Here is a 24,927-nt window from a genome sequence, read left to right on the forward strand (position 1 = left end):
CCCAATCGCTGTCGCCTTCTAGCCTCTTCGGGAAGTCCGGGGAAGGCGATCCGCGCCGCGCCGGTGCCGGGCGATTGACCGGCCGCCCCCAGCTCCCGCACACTGGTCGAGATTCATGATCACCCGAGGAAACGAGGCAACCGACATGTCGCTCCCCCTTCCCACCGCTCAGATCGCCGGTGTCCATCATTTCCGTCTCGGCGATTTCGTCGTCAGCGCCATCAATGACGGCATTTTCGAGGTCACGCTCGACGTGATGGCGAATATCGATCGCGCCGAGGCCGAGGCGCTGCAAGCCGCCGCCTTCCGCCGCATGCCGCCACGCATCACCATCAACGCCTTCCTGGTCAATGATGGCCAGTCACTCACCTTGATCGATAGCGGCTGCGGCACCATCGGCGGGCCGGCGGCGGGGGCGTTCGGGCGCCGTCTCGCCGCGCTCGGGGTCGCGCCGAGCGCGATCAAGCGGGTGCTGGTGACGCATATGCATATCGATCATGTCTCTGGCCTCGTCGATGGCGAGGGCAGACCTGTGTTTCCCGAGGCGGAGATCGTCGTTCATGAGCAGGAGGCGAAATTCTGGCTGGGCGCCGTGCCGGCCGGCGCGCCGGACGGGCTGCGTGATGCGTTTGGGGTCGCACAGCGTGGCATCGGCCCCTATCGCGAGCGCCTGCGCACGGTTTCCGGCGGCGAGGTCGCGCCCGGCATCACCCTCATCCCCGCGCCCGGCCATACCCCCGGCCATTCCGGCTACGCGCTGCAGTCCGGCCGCGAGCATCTGCTGATCTGGGGCGATATCGTGCATATGCCCGGGGTGCAGTTCGCCGAACCCGAGGCCGGCATGGTGTTCGACATCGACCCCGCCGCGGCGCGCGCGTCGCGCAAGCGGATTTTCGACATGGCGGCGAGCGAGCGCACCCGGGTTGCCGGCATGCATCTCGATTTCCCGACATTTGGCCATGTCACACGCGCCGCGCGCGGTTACGCTTTCGTCCCCGAGGTCTGGTATCCCGATGTTTGAGCGAAATCTCCGCCGTGAGGGCGCTTTGGTGGCTCGCTTTCCTCGCGCTCCCGCTCGCCCGATGCGCGCCCGTCGACCCGATCCAGCAGAAATGCCTCTATCAGGCGGAGGCGGCGGTTCTGCCGGATATGAACGCGGACAACCCGGAGACGCTCTCTCAAATCACCGATCTTCGCGCTGCCTGTGAGCAGGCGAACGGCGAATGACACCAGCGCCGCCCGGTCACGTCGCCCATCACGTCGCGCGCGAGGCGGATTCGACCAAGCGCTCGATCGGGTCCCAGGCGAAGGCGATCTGCGCCAGTGTCTGGCCGGCGACGCGCGTGTGGCTTTCGGCGACCGCGCGGCCGCCGAGATGCTGGTAGAAAAACCGGCTCGGATTGTCGCGCAGCACCCAGAGAAAGACCGAGCGGCAGCCGATCGCCGCGAGCTGTTGGGCGGCGGTTGCGAGCAGAAGCCGGCCGAGCCCGCGTTCGCGCCAGTCATCGAGAACGTAGAGGGTTTCGATTTCGCCATCGGCAAGGTCGCGGCCGCGGTTGGCGGTGACGAAGCCGATGATGCGCGCCCCGGGCACGAGGCTGCTCGGCAGATCGCGGCCCGACGCGGTCAGGACATGCACACTCGCGCCGCCGCGGATGGCGCTGTCATAATGGGCGGCCTGACGCGGCACCGAGAGTCGGGCGAGATAGTCATCGGGGAGGATCCCGGGATAGGCGCTGCGCCAAGCCGCGACATGCACCGCCCCGATCGCCGCCGCATCGGCCGGGCGGGCGCGGCGGATGGCGATCATGGCGCGCGCTCCAGCACGGCGGCGAAGAACCCGTCCGTGCCATGGCGGTGCGGGGTCAGGCTGAGATAGAGGCCGGCGCCGAGCGCCGCCGCGGCGGCACTGCCGAAAGGCCAGATAGCGGCGAGCTCGCGGGGCGCGAAATCGCCGTGATGGGTCAGAAATGCGGACACTTGCGCCTCATTCTCCTCGGCCAGCAATGAGCAGGTAGCGTAGACGAGACGCCCCCCCTTGCGCACCAATTTTGCGGCCTGGGCGAGAATTTCCTGCTGGCGTGTGAGCAGCTCCGAGAGGTCGCTGGGGGTGAGGGTACGCCGCGCGTCGGGGTTGCGCCGCCAGGTGCCGGTGCCGGTGCAGGGCGCATCGACGAAAACGCGGTCGAACCCGCCGAGATGGCGCTTGATCCATTTGTCGCCGGGAACCAGATGATGCCGCTCGACATTATGAACCCCGGCGCGCCGCAGCCGCTTGAGCGCGCCCTCGAGCCGTGGCGCCGAGACGTCGCAGGCGACGAGATGGCCGCGATTGTCCATCATCATCGCCATCGCGAGGGTTTTGCCGCCGGCGCCGGCGCAGAAATCGACCACCCGCATCCCCGGCCGGGCATCGGCCAGCGCCGCCGCGAGCTGGCTGCCCTCGTCCTGGATTTCAACCCAGCCGTCACGAAACGGGGCGGTCGCGGTGATCGGCGGCCGGCCGGCAACGCGCAGCCCCCAGGGCGAATGGGGGGTCGGTTCCGCGATGATGCCGGCTTGCGCGAGGGCCGCCCGTGCGGCCTCTCGCGTCGTTTTGAGCAGATTGACACGGAGATCGAGGGGTGCGGGGCGGGCGAGGGCGGCCAATTCATCGGCGAGATCGGCGCCGAAGCGGGCGGCGAGGAGGGGGTGGAGAAAATCCGGCACTTCGTTGTGCACGGCATCGGGCATGCGGGGATGGGCGAGCGTGTGGCCGGAAAGCCGCGTCAAAATCGCCCGCTCGCGCTCATCGAGCACCATCGGCGCATAACGACCGCCGGAAAACAGCGCGTCCACGGCATCCAACGGAGTGCCGGTGAGCAGCATCAGCGCGCCGAGACGGAGCCGCGGGCTCGCGCCACCCTCCGCGCCGAGCCACCAATCGAGCCGGCGCCAGGCGCGGAGCACCGCCCAGACCTGTTCGGAGACCGCGCGTCGGTCGCTCGCGCCGATGAAGCGGCGGGCACGAAAGAAGTCGCTCGCGATCGCGTCGGCGGGCTTGCGCGGCGTCTCGGTGATGGCGGTGAGCAGCTCGATCGCGCTCGCCAGGCGGGCCGCGGGGGTCACGCGCGGGGGATGCCGGTTGCGGCCATCACTCAGCTCTCTCCATTTCGATTTTCTCCTGATCCTCGCCGCCGGTGGCAAGGCCGTTGAGGCGCGGATCGGCTTGCCAGGCGCAGAATTTCTCCGCCCCCGGCAAACCCGCCGAGCAACCGACGACATTGGCCCGCCCTGGGTCAGGCACCGGGGTGGGCATGAAGCGCAGCGTCTCACCCTTTTTCAATTTTGGCTTCTCGGTCATGCTCAATGTTTCGGCGAGGGCGACGGCGGTCGCCAATGGCGCGCCCTCCTGCCCCGAGCTGGCGACGGCGGCGCGGAAGCCGAAGCGCGCCGGGTTGAAGGCGATCGCGGCGGAGAGCAGCGGCGGCGGCCAGGTTTTGGGCGAGGCGGCAAGGACGAGCCCGGTGCCGCGCGCGATCCGCCCGATGCCGAAGAGATTGCCCATGGTGACGTCACAGGCAACGGCGCCGCCCTTGCGGTCGAGCGCGACGAAGCCCGTCGAGGCCGGAAGCGCGGGCAGGCTGGCGGTGCCGTCGGCTTGGGTTGCGAGCAGGGTTTTCGCATCACCTCCCGATTGTCGGTAGCGCGCCGCAACCGCGCGCGCGATGGCACGGGCGCCGCTCACGTCCTCGCTATTATGGGTGAGGGCCTGGAACGCGGCGGCCGCGGCGATCCCGCCATCGGCCGGGAGCGGCAGGAAGGCGATGTCCGCATGGCTGCCTGGCCAACCCGGAATGATGATTGGCTCGGCGATGCTGGCCCGGGCTTTCGCGAGATCGCCGGCGGTGATCGGGCTGCCGGCATTGGCCGAGGCGCGCTCGAGCCGTGCGGCCAAGGCGCCGCCATAGAGATCGTTGACGCCATTGATGCGGATTTCGGCGAAGGTGGTGCCGAGATCGGGCTGCATCAGCGTCGTCCCCTCGGTCAGCGGGCCGCCGGTGATGGAAGCGAAGGGGCTGGCGCCGGGATCGAGGGTCAACGCCTGGCCGACGACCTTGAGGTCGCGGGCGAGCGCGGTCGAGACCGGGACGCCGAACCGCGCGAGGCCCTCCGCCGGCTGGATCAGATTGGCGATGGTGCGGGTGCCGTGGCGCGCTTGCAGCGTGAGCAAGCCGCGGAGCAGCATCGGCACCGCCGCCGGGCGATCGGTCGCCGTGCTCTCCGCCGGCTGGGGGAGGAACATGATCGCTTCCGGCGTCTTGGCCGGCGGGAAATAGGCGAGACAGGCGCCGCCCGCGCCGAGCCCAGCCCGCGACGGCAGCGTGACGGCCAGCGTCAACGCGATCGTGGTCGCGGCATCGGCGGCGTTGCCGCCTTCCGAAAGCACCTCCCGCGCTTCCAGGGCGGCGCGCGGCTCATCGGCGATCACCGCGCCGAGAAAGCCAATGACATAGCCCGGCGTGCCAAGGGGCGGCCCGCCGAAAAAGAACCGCTGGGTCTGCTTGCAGGCGGCGAGCGGTAACGCCAGCGCCAGCAAGACGGCCGGCAGCGCCCGCGTTATCATGGATCGCATGAGGTCATCGTCTCGTCATGTTTCTCGCCGGCACACGCTGATCGGGCGGCGGTCTCTGCTTACTTGTGGCATTGCTCTGGCGTTGCCCGCAATCTCCTATGCGCAAGAGGCTGCCGAAAGCGCGATGAGCGGCGCCGAGGGGGCGGCCATCCTCGGCCTGCTGCGGCAATCGCCGCCCGCCGACCCGGCGGCATTGCAAGCGGCGCTCTCGCGCATCGAGCGCGAGACTTTGGCACGCGCGCACGCTGCGCGGCGCCAAGCCGTTCTCGCGGCGCTGCCGCGTCTTGCCAATGATGCGCGTGACGCGGTGGCCGGCAATCCCGCCGGAAGCCGGGTTTTGGTCGAATTCTATGATGTCCGCTGCCCTTATTGTCGGGCGATGGTGCCGACGATCGAGACGATGCTGGCCGCCGACCCGGCGCTGCGCCTGGTCTTGAAGGAGTGGCCGATTCTGGGGCCGGTGAGCGAGGTTGCCGCCCGCGCCTTGCTCGCGGCGCGGCCGCAAGGGCGCTATTTTCCGCTGCGGGCGCGGTTGATGGCGGGGCCGGCGCCGCAGAGCGCGGCCGCGGTGATGGCGGCGGTGGCGGCGGTGGGGTTCGACGCGGCTGCCTTCGACCGCGCCATGGCGGACCCGGCGATCACCGCCCAGCTCGATGCGACCCGGGCGCTCGCCGGCGATCTCGGCCTGATCGGCACGCCGAGCTTCATCGCCGGCGGCGAGGTGCTGGCCGGTGCGGTCGGCGAGACCGAACTCAGCGATGCCCTCGCGGGGTCGTAAGCGCGCTTGCTGGCCGGTGCCGGCTTTGCGAAAAGCGTGGGCTTTGCGAAAAGCGGGGGCTTTGTGAAATGCAGGGCGGAGCGGAGGTGGGGCGATGACGAAACGAGTGACTAACACGGTGCCGAAAGCGCAGGATGCAAGCGCGGAGGGTGCGCCAGGGTTGAGCCCCGGCCAACGCGCCTATGAAGCGCGGCGAGCGGCGAAAGCCGGCATGAGTCTCGATAAATGGCTCGCCCATAAGGCACGGGAAGAGGCCATGGCCGCCAAGGCGGAGATGGCCCATGTGACGAAAGCCGGCAAGCCCGCCAAGGCGGCGAAGCAGGGATTTTTCGCCCGGCTGCTGGAACGCGCCCAGCGCCCGCTCGGCTCCTGAGCGCGCCCGCGATCGCCGACGGATGGCTTGCCGCGCACGCCGATTGGAGTGTTGCGGCCGGCAAGCGCTGGCTGTGCCGGGCGCGGCGTGAGGGAGCGGGCTGGCGGGTTTTGGCGCCCGCGCCGGTGGGCGATGCCGCGACCCTGCCGGCCCGACTGCTGGCCGAGAGCGGTGGCGCGCCGGTGGCGCTCGGGGTGGATTTTCCGCTCGGATTGCCGCGCGCTTATGTCGCCCGCCATCTCCTTGGACGGGTACGGGATTTTCCCGATTTTCTCCAGAACATCGGCGAGTTTCCCGAATTTTTCGAGGTCAATCAAAGCCTCGCGACGGTGGCACCGGGGCGGCCGTTCTATCCTGCCCGCGGCCGGCGCGGGATGACGCGCGCGGCGCATGCGGCGGCCCTTGGGCTGGCCTCAGCCGCCGATCTCAGCCGCGCCTGTGACCGCGCGGCCGCCGAACGCCCGGCCGGCGCGCCGCTGTTTTGGACGCTCGGCGCCAATCAGAGCGGCAAGGCGGCGATCGACGCCTGGCGGGCATTGCTGGTCGCGCCCCATCCCGCCTTGCGTCTCTGGCCGTTTGCCGGCCCGCTCTTGCGGCTGCTCGCGCCGGGGCGGGTGGTGATCGCCGAGACCTACCCCGCCGAGGCGCTGCGCCAACTTGGCATCGGGCGGTTTGGCTCGAAGCGCCGCCAGGGTGACCGCGCAGCGCTCGCGGGGGCGCTGCTGCGGGCGCTCGGCGGGCTCGAGGCGTTTGCGACCCCAGCGCTCGCGGCGTCGATCGCCGACGGGTTCGGCGCCGATCCCGCCGGCGAGGACCGTTTCGATTGTCTACTCGGTGTGCTCTCCGTCCTCGGCGTCCTCGCCGGCCGCCGCCCCGACGCGCCACCGCCCGATCCCTGGCTCACCACCTGGGAAGGCTGGGTGCTCGGGCAGACGGCGGCGCCGCGCGCGGTTACGCCGGGCGCGGTGCACGCGGCATGAGGAGCGGCGTGATGAGACCGACGCCGATGCCCCAGAAGCCGTTGATCAGCAACGAATCGACCCAGGGGATCAGGGCGAAGCCAAAGCCGATCGGCAGCCCCTTGATCGCGGTGACGACGAACAGGCCGACCAGGGCGGCAATGATGCCGAGCCCGAGACCGCTGAGCCACAGCGGACGCGGCAGCGAGGGCAGCGCAAGGCCAAACACCGCGCCATAGAGCCCACCCCAGAAACAGAGGCTGATGATTTTTGGCACGCCCAGCGGCGCCGTCGGCGCCATCGGGAAGGGTGGCGGCATCATGTGCGCAACGTGCAGCGCCGCCCACATCGCCTGATGGAAAATGAGGGTCGAAAGCACCGCAGCGATGAAGCCGAGGAGGGCGCGGGCCGGCAAGCCTGGGCTAGTCATGGCGTTTCCTTTCCTGTCATGCCGAAATAGCGCTGGACTTGCGGGCGGGCATTCGATAAGAGCCCGCCTTCATCTGGAACGCGGGAGGCCGGGCGCGTCCGGCCGCTTGTACCGCGGTCCCTTGGTGTTTTGTCCGGGCCGTGCAGCGTCGCGGTATTCGGAGCGTTCGTCTCGACATTTGGCCTCGCTGCGAGGTGCGGAGAACCAGGGATATGGCGAAGAAGATCACCGGCTACATCAAATTGCAAATCCCGGCGGGGAAGGCCAATCCCTCGCCGCCGGTCGGCCCGGCGCTCGGCCAGCGTGGCTTGAACATCATGCAATTCTGCAAGGAATTCAACGCCGCGACCCAGACGATGGAGCCCGGGATGCCGGTGCCGGTGGTGATCACCGCCTATGGCGACCGCACCTTCAGCTTCATCATGAAGTCGCCGCCCAATACCTATTTCCTGAAGCGGGCGGCGAAGATCGAGAAGGGCTCCTCGACGGTCGGCAAGGGCGGCGCGGTCGGGCGGGTGACGATGAGCCAGCTCCGCGAAATCGCCGCGCAGAAGATCCAGGACACCAACGCCAACGACATCGAGGGGTTGGTGCGGATGCTGATCGGCTCGGCCCGCTCGATGGGTCTCACCGTGGTGGAGGGCTGAGCGATGGCGCACAATAAGCGGCTGCGCGCGGCGTACGCGACGATCGAGGCGAACAAGCCTTACCCGCTCGACGAGGCGGTCCGGCTGGTCAAGGCCAATGCCCGCGCCAAGTTCGACGAGACGGTGGAGGTCGCGATGAATCTCGGCATCGACCCGCGCCACGCCGATCAGATGGTGCGTGGCCTGGTCAGCCTCCCGAACGGCACCGGCAAGACGCTCAGGGTCGCGGTGTTCGCGCGCGGCGCCAAGGCCGAGGAAGCGCAGGCGGCTGGCGCCGACGTGGTGGGCGCCGAGGATCTGGCGGAAAAGGTGCAGGCTGGCGAGATCGCTTTCGATCGCTGCATCGCGACCCCGGACATGATGGCGCTGGTCGGGCGGCTCGGCAAAATCCTCGGCCCGCGCGGGCTGATGCCGAACCCCAAGCTCGGCACCGTGACGATGGACGTGAAGGGCGCGGTTTCGGCCGCCAAATCCGGCCAGGTCGAGTTCCGCGCCGAAAAGGCCGGGATCGTGCATGCCGGTGTTGGGAAGGCGAGTTTTCCCGAGGACAAGCTCCTTGAAAACATTCGCGCTTTTGTCGATGCCATTCAGAAAGCGAAGCCGACCGGCGCCAAGGGCACCTATGTCCAGAAGGTCGCGCTGAGTTCGACGATGGGGGCCGGGATCCGGGTCGATATCGCATCCATAGCCCCGTAAGGGGCACGAAATACGCCGGCGTGAGCCGGCGGGCAGGGTGACGGGCTTCGCCCGCCGCCCGAACCTGTCCGAGACCGCACGTGGTTGTCCCTGATCGGGGAAAACCTTAAGGGGCCGAGCGCCCGCGCGCGGGAGACGGGGAAGCCCGGAAAGGCTGACGGCATCGTCCGGCGGCGTCTCCTGGCGGGTCCGTGTGCAAGGGACAGGCGAACCGGATCGCGGGGGAAACGCCGCGGTCCTGAGGGCAACCCGGCTCGGCGCGCTGGCGCCGGGCGAGAACCAGGAGACTTGTGTGGACCGTACGGAGAAGCGGGAATTCGTTGCCTCGCTCGCTGCGGTGTTCGCCGAGACGTCGATGGTGGTGGTCACCCGCAATAGCGGGCTGACGGTCGCCGAAGTGACGGATCTGCGGCGCCGGATGCGAGCGGCGGGGGCGCAATTCAAGGTCGCGAAGAACCGGCTGGCTCTGCGCGCCTTGGATGGGACCCAATTCGACGGCATCGCCAAGCTGCTGAAAGGGCCGACCGCGCTCGCGTGGTCGTCTGATCCGGTGGCAGTGGCGAAGGCGGCCGTCGAGTTCGCCAAGACCAACGAGAAGCTGGTGGTGCTGGGTGGTGCGCTGGGATCGCGGACGCTGGATGCGGCCGGGATACGCGCATTGGCCGAGCTGCCGTCGCTGGAGACGCTGCGGGCGCAATTGCTGGGGCTGATCAATGCCCCGGCGACGCGCCTCGCCGGCGTTCTGCAGGCGCCGGCGGGCCAGCTCGCGCGGGTTTTCGGGGCCTATGCCAAGACCGCCGAGGCGGCTTGATCGCAACGCGACGAGAATGGCCCCTAGTGTCCTGCCCCTGACATGCTTTGGCATGTCAGGGATCAGCAGGCCACTGAAAACAAAGAGCTAGTGCCCGTGGAATTCGCTTGTGAATTTCTAAAACGGGACACTAGGGGCTTGCATGCAACCGAATAGGGCTTATAAAGTAGGAGATTGACGTTATGGCTGAACTGACGAAGTTGGTAGAGGAGCTGTCGAGCCTCACGGTGCTCGAGGCTGCCGAGCTGTCGAAGCTTCTCGAGGAGAAGTGGGGCGTGTCTGCGGCTGCGCCGGTGGCGATGGCCGCGCCAGCGGCGGCGGCGGCTGCCGCGGCTCCGGCCGAGGAGCAGACCGAATTCACCGTCATCCTGGCCAAGGCCGGGGAGAAGAAAATCAACGTCATCAAGGAGATCCGCACGATCACTGGGCTTGGCCTGAAAGAAGCCAAGGATCTCGTCGAGGGCGCCCCGAAGACCGTCAAGGAAGGGGTCAACAAGGACGAGGCGGAGAAGCTGCGGAAGATTCTGGAAGAGCAGGGCGCGACTGTCGAGATCAAGTAGCGCAAAGGGGCGTCGTCCCCGGTGGCTTTGGGGTCAGACGGAGATCGGGTGCGATCTCTGTCTGGTTTCCTGTTGTCGGGGCTGATCGCAGCGATGCAGGGCGCCCGGTGCGGCGTTCGGCCGAGATGAAGGCCCGGGGTGGATCAGCGTCGGGGCGAGACGAAGGCGGACTAGGTTGGGCGCTCTCCGGGCTTATTCCGGGGCGCATGGCGGCGAATTCGCCGCATTGGCGATCTTGAGGATAGAGCATGAACGCGATCACCAAATCATTCAATGGAAAATCCTTCACCGGACGCAAGCGGATTCGCAAGAATTTCGGGCGCATTCCGGAAGTCGCGCCGATGCCCAATCTCATCGATGTGCAGCGGGCGAGCTACGAATCCTTCCTCCAGATGCATGTCGCTCCCGACAGCCGGACGCATTCCGGCCTTCAGGAAGTCTTCAAATCGGTGTTTCCGATCGATGATTTCGCCGGCCGCGGCCGGCTCGAATTCGTTCATTACGAGTTCGAGGAGCCGAAATACGACGTCGAGGAATGCATCCAGCGCGGTATGAACTATGCCGCCCCGCTCAAGGTGGTTCTTCGCCTCATCGTCTGGGACGTCGATGAGGAGACCGGCGCGCGCTCGATTCGCGACATCAAGGAGCAGCCGGTTTATATGGGCGACATGCCGCTGATGACCGATAACGGCACGTTCATCATCAACGGCACCGAGCGCGTCATCGTCAGCCAGATGCATCGCAGCCCGGGCGTGTTTTTCGACCACGACAAGGGCAAGACCCATGCTTCGGGCAAGCTTTTGTTCACCGCCCGCGTCATTCCCTATCGCGGTTCCTGGCTCGATTTCGAGTTCGACGCCAAGGATCTCGTCTATGTGCGCATCGATCGCAAGCGCAAATTGCCGGTCACGACGCTGCTTTACGCCCTCGATAATGCCGCGACCGAAGCGCTCCGCGCGGCGCGGGTGGCGCAGGGGGAGATGGTCGATCTCGGTGAGATCCGCGGCATGGATGCCGAGGAGATCCTCACCTATTTCTATGGCCGGGTGACGTTTGCGCACACCCCCAAGGGCTGGGCGCGTCCGTTCGAGGCGGATGCGTTCCGCGGCATGAAGCTTCTGGAGCCGCTCGTCGATGCCGAGACCGGCGAAGTGGTGGCCAAGGCGGAGGACAAGCTCACCAATCGCCTGGTGCGCAAGATCGCCGAGACCACGCGCGAGGTTCTGGTCGGGCGCGCGGATCTGCTCGGCCGGTTCATCGCCGAGGATCTCGTCAACCCCGAGACCGGCGAAATCTACATCGAGGCCGGCGAGGAGTTGACCGAGGCGCGGCTTGCCGCGCTCGAGGCCGCGGGGGTCGATAAACTGCCGACGCTCGCCATCGATCAATCAAACGGTCCGTGGATTCGCAACACCTTGGCGGTGGACAAGAACGCCAACCGCGATGATGCGCTGATCGATATTTACCGCGTCATGCGCCCGGGCGAGCCGCCGACCCCGGAGACCGCGGAGGCGTTGTTCCGCGGTCTGTTCTTCGACCCCGAGCGGTATGATCTGTCCTCGGTCGGTCGGGTGAAGATGAACATGCGGCTCGGCTTCGAGACCGATGATCAGCTTCGCGTCTTGCGCAAGGAGGACATCCTCCGCACCGTCAAGGTGCTGTGCGACCTCAAAGACGGCCGCGGCAATATCGACGACATCGACAATCTCGGCAATCGCCGGGTGCGGTCGGTTGGCGAGCTGATGGAGAATCAGTATCGCATCGGGCTTCTGCGGATGGAGCGCGCGATCCGCGAGCGCATGGGCAGCGTCGATATCGACACCGTGATGCCGCATGATCTGATCAATGCCAAGCCGGCGGCGGCGGCGGTGCGCGAGTTTTTCGGCTCCTCACAGCTCTCGCAGTTCATGGATCAGACCAATCCGCTCTCGGAAGTGACGCATAAGCGCCGGCTTTCGGCGCTCGGCCCGGGCGGGCTCACGCGTGAGCGGGCTGGCTTTGAGGTGCGCGACGTGCATCCGACGCATTACGGCCGTATCTGCCCGATCGAGACGCCGGAGGGGCCGAATATCGGCCTGATCAACTCGCTCGCGACCTATGCGCGGGTGAACAAATACGGCTTCATCGAGACCCCCTATCGCCTGGTCAAGGACGGCGTCGTGCAGGAGGGGTGGAAATATCTCTCGGCGATGGAGGAGGAGAAGCTCGTCGTCGCCCAGGCCGATGCCGCGACCGATGCGCAGGGGCGTTTCACCAGCGATCTGGTCTCGGTGCGCCAGCAGGGTGATTTCCGCTTGGTGGCGCCCGAGCAGGTCTCGGCGGTGGATGTGTCGCCCAAGCAGTTGGTTTCGGTCGCGGCGGCGCTGATCCCGTTCCTCGAGAACGACGACGCCAACCGCGCCTTGATGGGCTCGAACATGCAGCGCCAGGCGGTGCCGCTGATCCGCGCTGACGCGCCTCTGGTCGGCACCGGGATGGAAGCGGCGGTCGCGCGGGATTCGGGCGCGACCATCGTTGCGCGCCGCGCCGGCGTCGTCGATCAAATCGACGGTGCCCGCATCGTCGTGCGCGCCACCGCCGAGGACGGCACCACCAAGGGCGTCGATATCTACCGGTTGCGCAAATTCATGCGCTCCAATCAATCGACCTGCATCAATCAGCGCCCGCTGGTGAAGGTCGGCGACCAGGTTTCCGAGCGCGACATCATCGCCGACGGTCCTTCGACCGAACTTGGCGAGTTGGCGCTCGGGCGCAACGTTTTGTGCGCCTTCATGCCCTGGAACGGCTATAATTTCGAGGACAGCATCCTGATTTCCGAGCGTATTGCGCGCGACGACATCTTCACCTCGATCCATATCGAGGAATTCGAGGCGATGGCGCGCGATACCAAGCTCGGCCAGGAGGAAATCACCCGCGACATTCCCAATGTCGGCGAGGAGGCGTTGCGCAATCTCGATGAGGCCGGCATCGTCTATGTCGGTGCCGAGGTCAACCCTGGTGACATTCTCGTCGGCAAGGTGACGCCGAAAGGCGAGAGCCCGATGACGCCGGAAGAGAAGCTTTTGCGCGCCATTTTCGGCGAGAAAGCCTCTGACGTGCGTGATACCTCGCTGCGTCTTCCGGCCGGGGTCACGGGCACTGTCGTTGACGTGCGCGTGTTTAGCCGCCGAGGGGTTGACAAGGATGAGCGCGCGATGGCGATCGAGCGCGCCGAAATCGAGCGCCTCGCCAAGGATCGCGACGATGAGCGGGCGATCCAGGAGCGCTCGTTCCTCAACCGGCTGCGCGAAAAGCTGCTCGGCGCCAAGGCGGCGGGCGGCTTCAAGGGGATCAAGGCCGGCACCGTGCTGACCGAGGAGGTGCTGGCCGAGCATCCGCGTAATGCCTGGCGGCATATCGCTGTTCAGGACGATGCGGTAATGGCCGAGATCGAGTTGTTGCGGCGGGAATTCGATGCTGCTGTTGCGCGTTTGCAGCAGCGTTTCGAGAGCAAGGTCGAGAAGCTGCAGCGCGGCGATGAATTGCTGCCGGGCGTGATGAAGATGGTGAAAGTCTTTGTCGCGGTGAAGCGGAAGCTCCAGCCGGGCGACAAGATGGCCGGGCGGCACGGCAACAAGGGCGTGGTCTCGCGCGTGGTGCCGATCGAGGATATGCCGTTTCTCGATGACGGGACGCCGGTCGATCTCGTGCTCAATCCGCTCGGCGTGCCGAGCCGGATGAATGTCGGGCAGATTCTGGAGACGCATCTCGGCTGGGCTTGCGCCAATCTCGGCCGCCAGGTCGGCGAACTGGTCGATGCCTATCGTCGCCACGGCGCCGATCGCGAGGCGGTGCTCGAGCGGTTGCAGGCGATTTACGGGCCGCAATTCGCGGCCGAGCAGGTCGCCGACCTCACCAACGACGAACTGCTCGAACTCTGCGACAATCTGCGCAAGGGAATCCCGATCGCAACGCCGGTGTTCGATGGCGCGCGGATGTCTGATATCGAGGCGATGATGCAGGCGGCCGGCCTCGATACCTCGGGGCAGGTGGTTCTCACCGATGGCCGCACCGGTGAGCCCTTCGAGCGGCGCGTGACGGTTGGCTACATCTACATGCTGAAGCTGCACCATCTCGTCGACGACAAGATCCATGCCCGCTCGATCGGCCCCTATAGTCTGGTGACGCAGCAGCCGCTCGGCGGCAAGGCGCAGTTCGGCGGCCAGCGCTTCGGCGAGATGGAAGTCTGGGCGCTCGAAGCCTATGGCGCGGCGTACACTTTGCAGGAAATGCTGACGGTGAAATCCGACGACGTTTCCGGCCGCACCAAGGTCTATGAAGCGATCGTGCGCGAGCAAGACAATTTCGAGGCGGGGGTTCCCGAAAGCTTCAACGTTTTGGTCAAGGAATTGAAATCCCTTGGCCTCAACGTCGACCTCGGTACCAACGCGGGATGATAGCGGCGTTTCTCAGCGGATTTCCGGAAAAGCTTCCCCTTGGCAACACCCGCGCCGCCGCGCGGGTCGAGCGGAGTGAAATGGCATGAACGAGCTGATGAAGATTCTTGGCCAGACCGGCCAGGCGATGACTTTCGACCAGATCAAGATCCAGATCGCGGCACCCGAGCAGATCCGGAGCTGGTCTTATGGTGAGATCAAGAAGCCCGAGACGATCAATTATCGGACCTTCAAGCCTGAGCGCGATGGCTTGTTCTGCGCCCGCATCTTCGGCCCGATCAAGGATTACGAATGTCTTTGCGGCAAATACAAGCGGATGAAGTTCCGCGGGATCATCTGCGAGAAATGCGGTGTTGAGGTCACGCTCGCCAAGGTGCGGCGCGAACGCATGGGACATATCGAACTTGCGTCACCGGTCGCGCATATCTGGTTTTTGAAGTCCCTGCCGAGCCGGATCGGCCTGATGGTCGATCTCACGCTCAAGGATCTCGAGAAGGTTCTCTATTTCGAGAGCTACGTGGTGCTCGAGCCCGGCACCACCGATCTCAAGCTGCATCAATTGCTGAGCGAGGACCAACTGCTGGCCAAGCAGGACGAGTTCGGCGAGGATGCGTTTCAGGTCGGGATCGGTGCCGAGGCGGCCAAACATATCCTCCAGCAGATCGATCTTGATTCCGAAAAGACGCGGCTCCGCACCGAACTGCGCGAAACGACGAGCGAGGCCAAGCGCAAGAAGCTCGTCAAGCGGCTCAAGCTGGTCGAGGCATTCGCCGAATCCGGCTTGCGTCCGGAGTGGATGATCCTCGACGTGATCCCGGTGATCCCGCCGGAATTGCGCCCGCTGGTGCCGCTCGATGGTGGGCGCTTCGCGACCAGCGATCTCAACGATCTCTATCGTCGCGTGATCAACCGCAACAACCGCTTGAAAAGGCTGATCGAGCTTCGCGCTCCCGATATCATCGTGCGCAACGAAAAGCGCATGCTGCAAGAAAGCGTCGATGCCTTGTTCGATAATGGCCGGCGTGGTCGTGCGATCACCGGGGCGAATAAGCGGCCGTTGAAATCGCTCTCGGACATGCTCAAGGGCAAGCAGGGGCGGTTCCGCCAGAACCTGCTCGGCAAACGCGTCGATTATTCCGGCCGCTCGGTGATTGTCGTCGGACCGGAGCTGAAGCTGCATCAATGCGGCCTGCCGAAGAAGATGGCGCTCGAGCTGTTCAAGCCGTTCATCTACGCTAAACTCGAGAAATATGGCCACGCCACCACCATCAAAGCGGCCAAGCGCATGGTGGAGAAAGAACGGCCGGAAGTGTGGGACATCCTCGAAGAGGTGATCCGCGAGCATCCGGTGCTGCTCAACCGCGCGCCGACGCTGCATCGGCTTGGCATTCAGGCGTTCGAGCCGGTGCTGATCGAGGGCAAGGCGATCCAGCTTCATCCGCTGGTCTGTACCGCCTTCAACGCCGATTTCGACGGCGACCAGATGGCGGTGCACGTGCCGCTCAGCATCGAAGCGCAGCTCGAAGCGCGCGTGCTCATGATGTCGACCAACAACATCCTGAGCCCGGCGAACGGCAAGCCGATCATTGTGCCGAGCCAGGACATCGTGCTCGGGCTCTATTATCTCTCGTTGGAGACGCCGGAATTCCGCGCGACCCCCGATGAGAAAGCGCCCGCCTTCGCCACCATCGGCGAGATCGAGCACGCGCTGCACGCCCGTGTGGTTACGCTCCACAGCAAGATCCGGGCACGTTTCGACGGTGTCGATGCGAACGGCCAGCCGCAACGCCAGACGGTGATCACGACGCCGGGGCGCATGCTGATCGCTCAGATCCTGCCGCGCCATCCGCAAGTGCCCTTCGCGGTGATCAACAAGCAGCTCACCAAGAAAAATGTCTCCGATGTGATCGACATCGTCTATCGTCATTGCGGCCAGAAAGAATGCGTGATCTTCGCCGATCGTCTGATGGGGCTTGGCTTCGGCCAAGCGTGCAAAGCCGGCCTTTCTTTCGGCAAGGATGACATGATCATCCCCGCCGAGAAGGGCGATCTCATCCGCAAGACCCAGGCCGAGGTCAAGGAGTTCGAGCAGCAATACCAGGAGGGGCTGATCACCGCCGGCGAGCGCTACAACAAGGTGGTCGATGCCTGGTCGCGTTGCACCGATGCCGTCGCCAGCGCAATGATGCAGGAGATCAGCAAGCAGGAGATCGGGCGGCCGACCAATTCGGTGTGGATGATGAGCCATTCCGGCGCCCGCGGCTCGCCGGCGCAGATGCGTCAGCTCGCCGGCATGCGCGGCCTGATGGCCAAGCCCTCGGGCGAGATCATCGAGCAGCCGATCATCGCCAATTTCAAGGAAGGGCTCTCGGTTCTCGAATATTTCAACTCGACCCACGGCGCCCGCAAGGGGCTCGCGGATACGGCGTTGAAGACCGCGAACTCCGGCTATCTCACCCGCCGCCTCGTCGATGTCGCGCAGGATTGCATCATCGTCGATGCCGATTGCGGTACCGAGCGGGGCCTGACGGTGCGCGCGGTGATGGATGGCGGCGAGGTGGTGGCCAGTCTCGCCGAGCGCATTCTCGGCCGCACTGCGGCTGAGGACGTGCTCGATCCGGTGAGCAACGCGGTGCTGATGCAGCGGGGGGTGCTGATCAGCGAGGAGGATGCCGATCGCATCGAGCGCGCCGGTGTCGAGGTCATGAAAATCCGCTCGGTGCTGACGTGCGATTCCAAGATCGGCGTGTGTGCGCTCTGCTATGGCCGCGATCTCGCGCGCGGCACGCCGGTCAATGCCGGCGAGGCGGTCGGGGTCATCGCCGCGCAGTCGATCGGCGAGCCGGGCACACAGCTCACCATGCGTACTTTCCACATTGGCGGCGCCGCCCAGCGCGGCGCCGAGCAGTCGAGCGTCGAGGCGAGCCATGACGGCACGGTTGCGATCAAGAACCGCAACGTCGTCATCAACAGCCACAATGTGCCGGTGGTGATGGCGCGTAACTGCGAGATCCTGCTGTTTGACGAGCGTGGGCGCGAGCGGGCGCGGTTTCGCGTCCCCTATGGCGCGCGTCTGTTGACCGATGAAGGGGTGCGGGTGACCCGGGGGCAGAAGCTCGCGGAATGGGATCCCTACACACTACCGATCATCACCGAGCGCGATGGCAAGGTCGAATATCTCGATCTGATCGAGGGTATCACCCTGATCGAGCGGGTTGACGAAGTCACTGGCCTCACCTCGAAAGTGGTGGTGGACTATAAGCAAGGCGCGCGCGGCGCCGATCTCCGACCGCGCTTGCAGTTGAAGGACGCCAAGGGCGAGGTGGTGCGGCTGCCGAGCGGCGCTGACGCGCGTTACTTCCTCGCGCCCGACTCGATCCTTTCGGTGGAGAACGGTGCCGAGGTGCAAGCCGGTGACGTGCTTGCCCGCATTCCGCGCGAGGGCAGCAAGACCCGCGACATCACCGGCGGTCTGCCGCGGGTCGCCGAATTGTTCGAGGCACGGCGGCCGAAGGATCATGCGATCATCGCCGAGACCGATGGCCGCGTCGAATTCGGCAAGGACTACAAAGCGAAGCGCCGGATCATCGTCAAGAACGACGAAACCGGCGAGGAGACCGAATATCTCGTCCCCAAGGGCAAGCATGTTTCGGTGCAAGAGGGCGATTTCGTCCGCCGTGGCGACCCCCTGGTCGATGGGCCCAGGGTGCCGCATGACATTCTCAAGGTGCTCGGCGTCGAGGCGCTGTCGGATTATCTCGTCAATGAGATCCAGGACGTTTACCGTCTGCAAGGGGTGAAGATCAACGACAAGCATATCGAGGTGATCGTCCGCCAGATGCTGCAGAAGGTGGAAATCATCGACCCCGGTGACACCACCTATCTGGTCGGCGAGCAGATTGACCGGCTCGAATTCGAAGCCGAGAACCGCAAGCGTGAAAAGGCCGGCGAACGGGTGGCACAGGCGATGCCGGTTCTGCAAGGCATCACCAAGGCAAGTCTCCAGACCCAGAGCTTCATCAGCGCCGCTTCTTTCCAGGAGACGACGCGGGTGCTGACCGAGGCGGCAACCGCTGGCAAGGTCGACAGCCTCAACGGCCTCAAGGAGAACGTCATCGTCGGGCGGCTGATCCCGGCCGGGACCGGCAGCGTGATGAACCGGCTGCGCAGCATCGCGGCCGGGCGGGACAAGCAGCGTCTGCCGGAGGCGCCGGCGCTCACGGGCGGCGATCTCGCCGCCGAGTGAGGCGAGAGGATGGGCTGGCAATCAGACCGGGGCTTCGTCCCCGGTCTTTTTTTGCCGCATTCTTGGCACCGCTTTTTGCGCGCGTGGGCTTTTGTGCCACTCTCACCGCGTTATGACGTCTTCTCCCCTCATCGCGGCGTTTTTGGGTGGCGCTATCTATATCCTGATCCCGGGGCCGGCGTTTCTTGCCCTGCTTGCGCTCGGCGCCGCGGCCGGACGACGCGCGGCGCTCCGGTTCGCGGCGGGCAATCTCGCCGGTGATCTGGTGTGGAATGGTCTCGCGTTGCTGGCGCTGATCGGGGCGCGGGAGATCGGCGCCGGGGTGTTCGCCGCGCTCGACCTCATCTCCGGGCTTTATCTCGGCTGGCTCGGCGTTCGTGCGCTGAGGGCGGGAGGTATCGCAAGGCAGGCCATGGTGCCGCGGCGAGCGCTGCTGCGCGGCGTTGTCTTTGGCCTGACCAACCCCAAGGGCTACCCGGTTGCCGTTGCGACCTTCGCCGCGCTGCTCTCAGGGCAGCCGGGAGGGCTCGGCATGGCCCATTTGCCGGCGCTTTTTGCGATGGTGGCGGGGGGTATCGCCGGCGCCGATCTGTTGTTGGTGGTAATGGTCGGCTTGCGGCCATTCCGACATTTTTACGCCCGCTATCAGCAATGGCTCACCCGTGGGGCGGGCCTTCTATTTGTTGGATTCGGCGCGCATGCGCTCTATCTCGGCGGCTATGCCGCCCTCACGGGCGGCCGGGCTGGGCGATGAGCCGCATTGGCCGAGCGATGGTGGGTGGCGAGCGATGTTTTTTGCCGGCGCGGCGCTTGACTCAAGGCGACGCGGCTCGTAGGTTCCGCGCCCTCAGCCAACCGCTCTCACGAGGGGGTGGCCGTTATTCGCAGGCAGCAAGGTCCGCGGCGCCGTAGCGGTTGGTTTAACCCCGCTTCTTAGGCCGCAGACACGGGTCTTCCGTAGGCCGGATGTTTTCGGCCAGTGCGGGGGAACGGCGTGAAGGCAATGCTGCGGCGTTTGGCGTGCGTCGTATTGGGGCAGATGGCCGAGGTTCCGGCCGTGGCTCCGTTGTTGGGATTGGAAAAGAGGTCTATGCCGACCATCAACCAGTTGATCGCCAAGGGGCGTGAGCCGCGTGGCAAGCGCAACAAAGTTCCCGCCCTGCAAGGCTGCCCGCAGAAGCGGGGTGTCTGCACGCGTGTCTATACGACGACGCCGAAAAAGCCCAATTCGGCTTTGCGCAAAGTGGCCAAGGTGCGTTTGACCAATGGCTATGAGGTGGTGAGCTACATCCCCGGCGAGGGCCATAATCTGCAGGAGCATAGCGTGGTGTTGATCCGCGGCGGCCGCGTCAAGGATTTGCCCGGCGTGCGTTATCACATTCTGCGCGGCGTGCTCGACACCCAAGGCATCGCCAAGCGCCGCCAGCGCCGCTCGCTTTACGGCGCCAAGCGGCCGAAGTGACGGGGGAACAGCGATGAGTCGCCGCCACCGCGCCGTCAAGCGCGAAACCCTGCCGGACGCGAAGTTCGGCGATGCCGTGATCGCGCGTTTCATGAATGCGCTGATGTATAATGGTAAGAAATCAGTCGCCGAGGGTATCGTTTATGGCGCGCTCGATGTCATGAAGCGGCGCGGCGGCGCGAATGCCGATCCCGTGCGGATGTTTCATGAGGCGCTGGACAATGTGAAGCCGGCGGTGGAAGTGCGTTCGCGCCGGGTTGGCGGCGCCACCTACCAGGTGCCGGTCGAGGTGCGCGCCGAGCGACGCCAAGCGCTGGCGATTCGCTGGATCATCGATGCGGCCCGCAAGCGCGGCGAGCACACCATGGAAGACCGCCTCTCTAACGAACTGATGGATGCCGTGAACAACCGTGGCGCGGCAGTGAAGAAACGTGAAGACACGCATCGGATGGCGGAAGCGAACAAGGCTTTCAGCCATTACCGCTGGTAATCAAGCAACCCTATCCCCGACGAACTTCTGAGCCACACCGGGCACGGAGAACAAGACGATGGCCAAGGCGAAATTCGAGCGCAATAAGCCGCACTGCAACATCGGCACGATCGGCCATGTGGATCATGGCAAGACGTCGCTGACCGCGGCGATCACCAAGATTCTGGCCAAGACGGGCGGGGCGACGTTCACCGCCTATGACCAGATCGACAAGGCCCCGGAGGAGCGCGCTCGCGGGATCACGATCTCGACCGCGCATGTCGAATATGAGACGCAAAAGCGCCACTACGCGCATGTCGATTGCCCGGGTCACGCCGACTACGTCAAGAACATGATCACCGGCGCCGCGCAGATGGACGGGGCGATCCTCGTCGTCTCGGCGGCTGACGGCCCGATGCCCCAGACCCGCGAGCATATCCTGCTCGCCCGTCAGGTGGGTGTGCCGGCGCTCGTCGTGTTCCTCAACAAAGTGGACATGGTCGATGATCCGGAGCTTCTTGAGCTCGTCGAGATGGAAGTGCGCGAGCTGCTCTCGAGCTATCAATTCCCCGGCGATGACATTCCGATCATCAAGGGTTCGGCGCTGTGCGCGCTCGAAGACCGCAACCCGGAGCTTGGTGAGCAGGCTATTCTCAAGCTGATGGAAGCGGTCGATTCCTATATTCCGCAACCCGAGCGCCCGAAGGATCGGCCGTTCCTGATGCCGATCGAGGACGTTTTCTCGATTTCCGGGCGCGGCACGGTGGTGACCGGGCGTATCGAGCGCGGTCTGGTCACGGTCGGCGACGAGGTCGAGATCGTTGGGCTTCGCGCGACACAGAAGACCATCGTCACCGGCGTCGAGATGTTCCGCAAGCTGCTCGACCGAGGCGAGGCTGGCGACAATATCGGCGCGCTGCTCCGCGGCACCAAGCGTGAGGAGGTCGAGCGCGGCCAGGTTCTCGCCAAGCCCGGCTCCATCACGCCGCATACCAAGTTCAAGGCCGAGGCCTATATTCTGACGAAGGAGGAGGGTGGCCGCCATACGCCATTCTTCACCAACTACCGGCCGCAGTTCTACTTCCGCACCACCGATGTCACCGGCATCGTCAAATTGCCGGAAGGGACCGAAATGGTGATGCCGGGCGACAATGTCTCGATGGATGTCGAGCTGATCGCACCAATCGCGATGGATGACGGGCTGCGGTTTGCCATTCGCGAGGGTGGTCGCACGGTTGGTGCCGGCGTTGTCGCCAAGATCGAGGCGTAAGGTCGCGATCGCGCGAAACGTAGAGCTGGAACGAACCCATGGACAACCAGAATATCCGCATCCGCCTGAAAGCGTATGATCACCGCGTGCTCGATAACAGCACGAAGGAGATCGTGAACACGGCCAAGCGCACAGGCGCGCGTGTTCGTGGGCCGATTCCGCTGCCGACTCATATCGAGCGATTCACCGTGAATCGCTCGCCACATGTCGACAAGAAAAGCCGCGAGCAGTTCGAAATCCGAACCCATCGCCGCCTTCTTGATATCGTCGAGCCCACGCCGCAGACGGTCGATGCTTTGATGAAGCTCGATCTCGCTGCCGGCGTGGACGTCGAGATCAAAATCTGAAGCATCTGATCTGAAGAAAACGTCATGCGCACCGGATTATTGGCAAGAAAACTGGGGATGACCCGGTTGTTCAAGGATGATGGCACTCATGTGCCGGTCACCGTTCTGCATCTCGACGAGGTGCAGGTGGTGTCAGTGCGCGACCCCGCGCGGGACGGCTACACGGCGGTGCAACTCGGGTTCGGACGCGCCAAGGTGAAGAATGTCAGCAAGGCCAATCGTGGCCATTTTGCCAAGGCCAAGGTCGAGCCAAAGCGGAAGCTGGTGGAGTTCCGGGTGGCGCCTGATGCCGTGCTGGAGCCGGGGGCGACGCTGTCGGCGGCGCATTTCGCGATCGGGCAGAAGGTCGATGTCTCTGGCACCTCGAAGGGCAAGGGTTTTGCCGGCGCGATGAAGCGGTGGAATTTCCGTGGTTTGGAGGCGAGCCACGGCGTTTCCATCAGCCATCGCAGTCACGGCTCGACCGGTAATCGCCAGGATCCCGGCAAGACGTTCAAGAACAAGAAAATGGCCGGCCATCTCGGCGATGAGCGGGTGACCACACTCAATGTCGAGATTGCGCATGTCGATGCTGAGCGCGGCTTGATCATGGTCAAGGGCGCAGTGCCGGGGGGCAAGGGGTCTTTCGTTCTGGTGCGTGATGCGATCAAGCGTCCGCGCCCGGCGGATGCGCCGTATCCGGCGGATGCGCCGTATCCGGCGGCGCTGGCGGGCTGAGGGGCGGGTGATGGAAATCGAAATCAGAACGCTGGACGATACCGCGGTCGGCAAAACCGAACTCAATGACGCGGTGTTTGGTGCCAGCCCGCGCGAGGACATCATGGCGCGGGTGGTGCATTGGCAGTTGGCCAAGCGCCGCGCCGGCACGCATGCCGTCAAGGGAATGGGCGAGGTCTCGGGCACCACGCGCAAGCCTTATAAACAGAAGGGCACCGGGCGGGCGCGCCAAGGCAGCTTGCGGGCGCCGCAATTCCGCACCGGCGGGGTGGTGCATGGCCCGGTGGTGCGCGACCACGGCTATGATCTGCCGAAGAAGGTGCGCCGCCTCGGGTTGATTTCGGCGCTTTCGAAGAAGTGGGCCGAAGGCAAGTTGGTGGTGTTGGAGAGCGCCGGGGGTGTTGGTAAGACCAGGGATCTCGTGGGGAAGTTGAAGACCCTCGGTTGGCGCTCGGCGCTGATTGTCGATCACGAGGTTGATGGCGAGCTTCTCCGCGCCAGCCGCAATGTGCCGGGGGTCGACGTGCTGCCGTCGCTCGGCGCGAATGTTTACGACATTCTGCGCCATGATGTGCTCGCCATCACCGCAGCCGGGATTGCTTCTTTGACTGAGCGACTGACGCGGGAGATCGTGCGATGACGTCGCCATACAAACTCGGCCAATCGGCGCGCAAACGGGCGGCGCATCTCTCGCGCGAAGAGATGTATCGCATCATTCGGAGCCCGGTGGTGACTGAGAAAGCAACGATGCTCGGCGAGCGCCATCAAATGGCCTTTCGCGTTGTTGCCGAGGCGACCAAGCCGGAGATCAAGGCCGCGATCGAAGGGTTGTTCGGCGTCAAGGTGACGGCGGTGAATACGCTCGTGACCAAGGGTAAGACCAAGCGCTTCCGCGGCCGCCCGGGTCGGCGAAGCGATGTCAAGAAAGCCTATGTGACGCTCGCCGAAGGTCAGACCATCGATCTGACCGTTGGTCTGGCGTGAAGGATCGACCATGGCGCTGAAGAATTTCAATCCGGTTACGGCGAGCCTCCGCGGCACCATTCTCGTCGATCGTGGCGAGCTGTGGAAGGGAAAGCCGGTCAAGGCGCTGACCCGCGGCAAGACGGGGACTGGCGGGCGCAATAATCATGGCCATATCACCTCGCGGTTTCGCGGCGGCGGCCACAAGCGCGCCTATCGCCTGGTGGATTTCCGCCGGCGTAAGTTCGACGTTCCCGCCGTGGTGGAGCGGCTGGAGTATGATCCCAATCGTTCCGCGTTTCTCGCGCTGATCAAGTATCAGGACGGCGAACTCGCCTATATTCTCGCGCCGCAGCGTTTGCGCGTTGGTGATGTCGTGGTTTCCGGCGCGCGCGTCGATATCAAGCCCGGCAACGCGATGCCGATGGCGGCGATCCCGGTTGGCACCATCATTCATAATATCGAGATGAAGCCCGGCGCGGGTGGCAAGATCGCGCGTGCCGCCGGCACGTTCGCCCAGCTCGTTGGCAAGGATGTGGGGTATGCCCAAGTCAAGCTGATGTCGGGTGAGTTGCGCATGGTGCGCGCGGAATGCATGGCGAGCATCGGCGCGGTCTCCAATCCCGATAACGCGAACGCCCATATCGGCAAGGCGGGGCGACAGCGCTGGCTCGGGCGGCGGCCGCATAATCGTGGCGTGGTGATGAACCCCGTCGATCATCCGCATGGTGGCGGCGAGGGTCGTACATCCGGTGGGCGCCATCCGGTGACGCCGTGGGGCAAGCCGACCAAGGGGTATAAGACTCGCGTGAACAAGCGCACGGACAAGCTGATCATTCGCCGGCGCAACAAGGGGAAGGGCTGAACCGATGGCTCGCTCCGTCTGGAAAGGGCCGTTCGTTGACGGCTATCTCCTCAATAAGGCCGAAGCCGTGCGCGCGTCGGGCCGCAACGAGATCATCAAGATCTGGTCGCGCCGCTCGACCATCTTGCCGCAATTCGTCGGGCTTACTTTCGGCGTCTATAACGGCCGCAAGTTTCTGCCGGTGCAGGTGAACGAGAATATGGTCGGGCATAAATTCGGCGAGTTCTCGCCGACCCGCACCTTCACCGGGCATTCGGCCGACAAGAAGGCAAAGCGGGGCTGA

Annotated in this window: 25 protein-coding genes; 21 read left to right on the forward strand and 4 right to left on the reverse strand. The window is 65.1% G+C overall.

From position 1 onward, the window contains the following. Nucleotides 1–145 precede the first annotated feature (145 nt). Nucleotides 146–1,021: an MBL fold metallo-hydrolase gene (locus DEF76_RS05410; protein ID WP_162800494.1), complete on the forward strand. Its 876-nt coding sequence runs from the start codon at nucleotides 146–148 to the stop codon at nucleotides 1,019–1,021. A gap of 14 nt (nucleotides 1,022–1,035) precedes the next feature. Beyond that, complete coding sequence (locus tag DEF76_RS05415; protein WP_162800495.1) at nucleotides 1,036–1,227, forward strand: hypothetical protein; 192 nt, start codon at nucleotides 1,036–1,038, stop codon at nucleotides 1,225–1,227. 28 nt (nucleotides 1,228–1,255) lie between these two features. On the opposite strand, the gene DEF76_RS05420 is transcribed toward DEF76_RS05415, so the two are convergent. The 3 genes from DEF76_RS05420 to DEF76_RS05430 are packed head-to-tail and all read right to left on the reverse strand — an operon-like array spanning nucleotide 1,256 to nucleotide 4,615. After that, entirely contained in the window at nucleotides 1,256–1,810 is a 555-nt protein-coding gene (locus tag DEF76_RS05420) for a GNAT family N-acetyltransferase (protein WP_114911448.1), read from the reverse strand. Then, complete coding sequence (locus DEF76_RS05425) at nucleotides 1,807–3,108, reverse strand: RsmB/NOP family class I SAM-dependent RNA methyltransferase (protein WP_114911449.1); 1,302 nt, start codon at nucleotides 3,106–3,108, stop codon at nucleotides 1,807–1,809. Before DEF76_RS05425 ends, DEF76_RS05420 begins: the two co-directional genes overlap by 4 nt. A 25-nt stretch (nucleotides 3,109–3,133) precedes the next feature. After that, a complete protein-coding gene (locus DEF76_RS05430; protein ID WP_114911450.1) occupies nucleotides 3,134–4,615 on the reverse strand; it encodes a gamma-glutamyltransferase in 1,482 nt (493 codons plus the stop codon). Between the two features lie 124 nt (nucleotides 4,616–4,739). On the opposite strand from DEF76_RS05430, the gene DEF76_RS05435 reads away from it, so the two are divergent. From DEF76_RS05435 to DEF76_RS05445, 3 genes are all read left to right on the forward strand, one after another. Next, complete coding sequence (locus tag DEF76_RS05435; protein WP_162800496.1) at nucleotides 4,740–5,393, forward strand: DsbA family protein; 654 nt, start codon at nucleotides 4,740–4,742, stop codon at nucleotides 5,391–5,393. Between the two features lie 94 nt (nucleotides 5,394–5,487). Beyond that, a complete protein-coding gene (locus DEF76_RS05440) occupies nucleotides 5,488–5,766 on the forward strand; it encodes a hypothetical protein (RefSeq protein WP_240319114.1) in 279 nt (92 codons plus the stop codon). A 125-nt stretch (nucleotides 5,767–5,891) separates the two neighbouring features. Further along, complete coding sequence (locus DEF76_RS05445; protein WP_240319115.1) at nucleotides 5,892–6,746, forward strand: DUF429 domain-containing protein; 855 nt, start codon at nucleotides 5,892–5,894, stop codon at nucleotides 6,744–6,746. Here DEF76_RS05445 and DEF76_RS05450 read toward each other — a convergent pair. Continuing rightward, nucleotides 6,718–7,155: a hypothetical protein gene (locus DEF76_RS05450; protein WP_162800497.1), complete on the reverse strand. Its 438-nt coding sequence runs from the start codon at nucleotides 7,153–7,155 to the stop codon at nucleotides 6,718–6,720. The genes DEF76_RS05445 and DEF76_RS05450 overlap by 29 nt on opposite strands. Nucleotides 7,156–7,367: 212 nt before the next feature. On the opposite strand from DEF76_RS05450, the gene rplK reads away from it, so the two are divergent. From rplK to rpsS, 16 genes are all read left to right on the forward strand, one after another. Next, the gene (gene rplK / locus DEF76_RS05455; RefSeq protein ID WP_114911454.1) at nucleotides 7,368–7,802 is read left to right on the forward strand and encodes a 50S ribosomal protein L11; all 435 of its coding nucleotides are present in this window, start codon (nucleotides 7,368–7,370) and stop codon (nucleotides 7,800–7,802) included. A gap of 3 nt (nucleotides 7,803–7,805) precedes the next feature. Beyond that, nucleotides 7,806–8,498 carry a 50S ribosomal protein L1 gene (gene rplA / locus DEF76_RS05460; protein ID WP_114911455.1) on the forward strand — a complete coding sequence of 231 codons (693 nt, stop codon included), beginning with the start codon at nucleotides 7,806–7,808 and terminating at the stop codon, nucleotides 8,496–8,498. 292 nt (nucleotides 8,499–8,790) lie between these two features. Then, complete coding sequence (gene rplJ / locus DEF76_RS05465; RefSeq protein ID WP_114913693.1) at nucleotides 8,791–9,309, forward strand: 50S ribosomal protein L10; 519 nt, start codon at nucleotides 8,791–8,793, stop codon at nucleotides 9,307–9,309. A gap of 182 nt (nucleotides 9,310–9,491) precedes the next feature. Continuing rightward, nucleotides 9,492–9,869 carry a 50S ribosomal protein L7/L12 gene (gene rplL / locus DEF76_RS05470; RefSeq protein WP_114911456.1) on the forward strand — a complete coding sequence of 126 codons (378 nt, stop codon included), beginning with the start codon at nucleotides 9,492–9,494 and terminating at the stop codon, nucleotides 9,867–9,869. Nucleotides 9,870–10,117: 248 nt separating this feature from the next. Continuing rightward, nucleotides 10,118–14,305, forward strand: coding sequence for a DNA-directed RNA polymerase subunit beta (rpoB, locus tag DEF76_RS05475; protein ID WP_114911457.1), 4,188 nt, complete (start codon nucleotides 10,118–10,120; stop codon nucleotides 14,303–14,305). Nucleotides 14,306–14,390: 85 nt separating this feature from the next. Continuing rightward, nucleotides 14,391–18,551 (forward strand): DNA-directed RNA polymerase subunit beta', encoded by a 4,161-nt coding sequence (gene rpoC / locus DEF76_RS05480; RefSeq protein ID WP_114911458.1) that lies wholly within the window; start codon nucleotides 14,391–14,393, stop codon nucleotides 18,549–18,551. A gap of 112 nt (nucleotides 18,552–18,663) precedes the next feature. Then, complete coding sequence (locus DEF76_RS05485; protein WP_114911459.1) at nucleotides 18,664–19,305, forward strand: LysE family translocator; 642 nt, start codon at nucleotides 18,664–18,666, stop codon at nucleotides 19,303–19,305. A gap of 336 nt (nucleotides 19,306–19,641) precedes the next feature. After that, complete coding sequence (gene rpsL / locus DEF76_RS05490; protein ID WP_114911460.1) at nucleotides 19,642–20,013, forward strand: 30S ribosomal protein S12; 372 nt, start codon at nucleotides 19,642–19,644, stop codon at nucleotides 20,011–20,013. 13 nt (nucleotides 20,014–20,026) lie between these two features. Next, complete coding sequence (gene rpsG / locus DEF76_RS05495; protein ID WP_114911461.1) at nucleotides 20,027–20,503, forward strand: 30S ribosomal protein S7; 477 nt, start codon at nucleotides 20,027–20,029, stop codon at nucleotides 20,501–20,503. 58 nt (nucleotides 20,504–20,561) lie between these two features. Then, nucleotides 20,562–21,752, forward strand: coding sequence for an elongation factor Tu (gene tuf, locus DEF76_RS05500; RefSeq protein WP_114911462.1), 1,191 nt, complete (start codon nucleotides 20,562–20,564; stop codon nucleotides 21,750–21,752). Between the two features lie 38 nt (nucleotides 21,753–21,790). After that, nucleotides 21,791–22,099: a 30S ribosomal protein S10 gene (rpsJ, locus tag DEF76_RS05505; protein ID WP_048860021.1), complete on the forward strand. Its 309-nt coding sequence runs from the start codon at nucleotides 21,791–21,793 to the stop codon at nucleotides 22,097–22,099. A gap of 24 nt (nucleotides 22,100–22,123) precedes the next feature. Further along, nucleotides 22,124–22,816: a 50S ribosomal protein L3 gene (rplC, locus tag DEF76_RS05510; protein WP_114911463.1), complete on the forward strand. Its 693-nt coding sequence runs from the start codon at nucleotides 22,124–22,126 to the stop codon at nucleotides 22,814–22,816. Nucleotides 22,817–22,826: 10 nt separating this feature from the next. Beyond that, nucleotides 22,827–23,456, forward strand: a complete 630-nt coding sequence (rplD, locus tag DEF76_RS05515; protein WP_114913694.1) for a 50S ribosomal protein L4 — start codon at nucleotides 22,827–22,829, stop codon at nucleotides 23,454–23,456. After that, complete coding sequence (locus DEF76_RS05520) at nucleotides 23,453–23,800, forward strand: 50S ribosomal protein L23 (RefSeq protein ID WP_114911464.1); 348 nt, start codon at nucleotides 23,453–23,455, stop codon at nucleotides 23,798–23,800. Before rplD ends, DEF76_RS05520 begins: the two co-directional genes overlap by 4 nt. A 10-nt stretch (nucleotides 23,801–23,810) precedes the next feature. Further along, nucleotides 23,811–24,644 (forward strand): 50S ribosomal protein L2, encoded by an 834-nt coding sequence (gene rplB, locus DEF76_RS05525; RefSeq protein ID WP_114911465.1) that lies wholly within the window; start codon nucleotides 23,811–23,813, stop codon nucleotides 24,642–24,644. Between the two features lie 4 nt (nucleotides 24,645–24,648). Next, nucleotides 24,649–24,927, forward strand: a complete 279-nt coding sequence (gene rpsS, locus DEF76_RS05530) for a 30S ribosomal protein S19 (RefSeq protein ID WP_114911466.1) — start codon at nucleotides 24,649–24,651, stop codon at nucleotides 24,925–24,927.

Source organism: Acidibrevibacterium fodinaquatile (assembly GCF_003352165.1).
Classification (GTDB): Bacteria; Pseudomonadota; Alphaproteobacteria; order Acetobacterales; family Acetobacteraceae; genus Acidibrevibacterium; species Acidibrevibacterium fodinaquatile.

Excerpts from the sequence above, each read along its gene's own strand:
- DEF76_RS05410 (WP_162800494.1), top strand. The coding sequence starts at position 146 with ATGTCGCTCCCCCTTCCCACCGCTCAGATCGCCGGTGTCCATCATTTC.
- DEF76_RS05420 (WP_114911448.1), bottom strand. The coding sequence starts at position 1,810 with ATGATCGCCATCCGCCGCGCCCGCCCGGCCGATGCGGCGGCGATCGGG.
- DEF76_RS05430 (WP_114911450.1), bottom strand. The coding sequence starts at position 4,615 with ATGCGATCCATGATAACGCGGGCGCTGCCGGCCGTCTTGCTGGCGCTG.
- DEF76_RS05435 (WP_162800496.1), top strand. The coding sequence starts at position 4,740 with ATGAGCGGCGCCGAGGGGGCGGCCATCCTCGGCCTGCTGCGGCAATCG.
- DEF76_RS05440 (WP_240319114.1), top strand. The coding sequence starts at position 5,488 with ATGACGAAACGAGTGACTAACACGGTGCCGAAAGCGCAGGATGCAAGC.
- DEF76_RS05450 (WP_162800497.1), bottom strand. The coding sequence starts at position 7,155 with ATGACTAGCCCAGGCTTGCCGGCCCGCGCCCTCCTCGGCTTCATCGCT.
- rplK (WP_114911454.1), top strand. The coding sequence starts at position 7,368 with ATGGCGAAGAAGATCACCGGCTACATCAAATTGCAAATCCCGGCGGGG.
- rplA (WP_114911455.1), top strand. The coding sequence starts at position 7,806 with ATGGCGCACAATAAGCGGCTGCGCGCGGCGTACGCGACGATCGAGGCG.
- rplL (WP_114911456.1), top strand. The coding sequence starts at position 9,492 with ATGGCTGAACTGACGAAGTTGGTAGAGGAGCTGTCGAGCCTCACGGTG.
- rpoB (WP_114911457.1), top strand. The coding sequence starts at position 10,118 with ATGAACGCGATCACCAAATCATTCAATGGAAAATCCTTCACCGGACGC.
- rpoC (WP_114911458.1), top strand. The coding sequence starts at position 14,391 with ATGAACGAGCTGATGAAGATTCTTGGCCAGACCGGCCAGGCGATGACT.
- DEF76_RS05485 (WP_114911459.1), top strand. The coding sequence starts at position 18,664 with ATGACGTCTTCTCCCCTCATCGCGGCGTTTTTGGGTGGCGCTATCTAT.
- rpsL (WP_114911460.1), top strand. The coding sequence starts at position 19,642 with ATGCCGACCATCAACCAGTTGATCGCCAAGGGGCGTGAGCCGCGTGGC.
- rpsG (WP_114911461.1), top strand. The coding sequence starts at position 20,027 with ATGAGTCGCCGCCACCGCGCCGTCAAGCGCGAAACCCTGCCGGACGCG.
- tuf (WP_114911462.1), top strand. The coding sequence starts at position 20,562 with ATGGCCAAGGCGAAATTCGAGCGCAATAAGCCGCACTGCAACATCGGC.
- rpsJ (WP_048860021.1), top strand. The coding sequence starts at position 21,791 with ATGGACAACCAGAATATCCGCATCCGCCTGAAAGCGTATGATCACCGC.
- rplC (WP_114911463.1), top strand. The coding sequence starts at position 22,124 with ATGCGCACCGGATTATTGGCAAGAAAACTGGGGATGACCCGGTTGTTC.
- rplD (WP_114913694.1), top strand. The coding sequence starts at position 22,827 with ATGGAAATCGAAATCAGAACGCTGGACGATACCGCGGTCGGCAAAACC.
- DEF76_RS05520 (WP_114911464.1), top strand. The coding sequence starts at position 23,453 with ATGACGTCGCCATACAAACTCGGCCAATCGGCGCGCAAACGGGCGGCG.
- rplB (WP_114911465.1), top strand. The coding sequence starts at position 23,811 with ATGGCGCTGAAGAATTTCAATCCGGTTACGGCGAGCCTCCGCGGCACC.
- rpsS (WP_114911466.1), top strand. The coding sequence starts at position 24,649 with ATGGCTCGCTCCGTCTGGAAAGGGCCGTTCGTTGACGGCTATCTCCTC.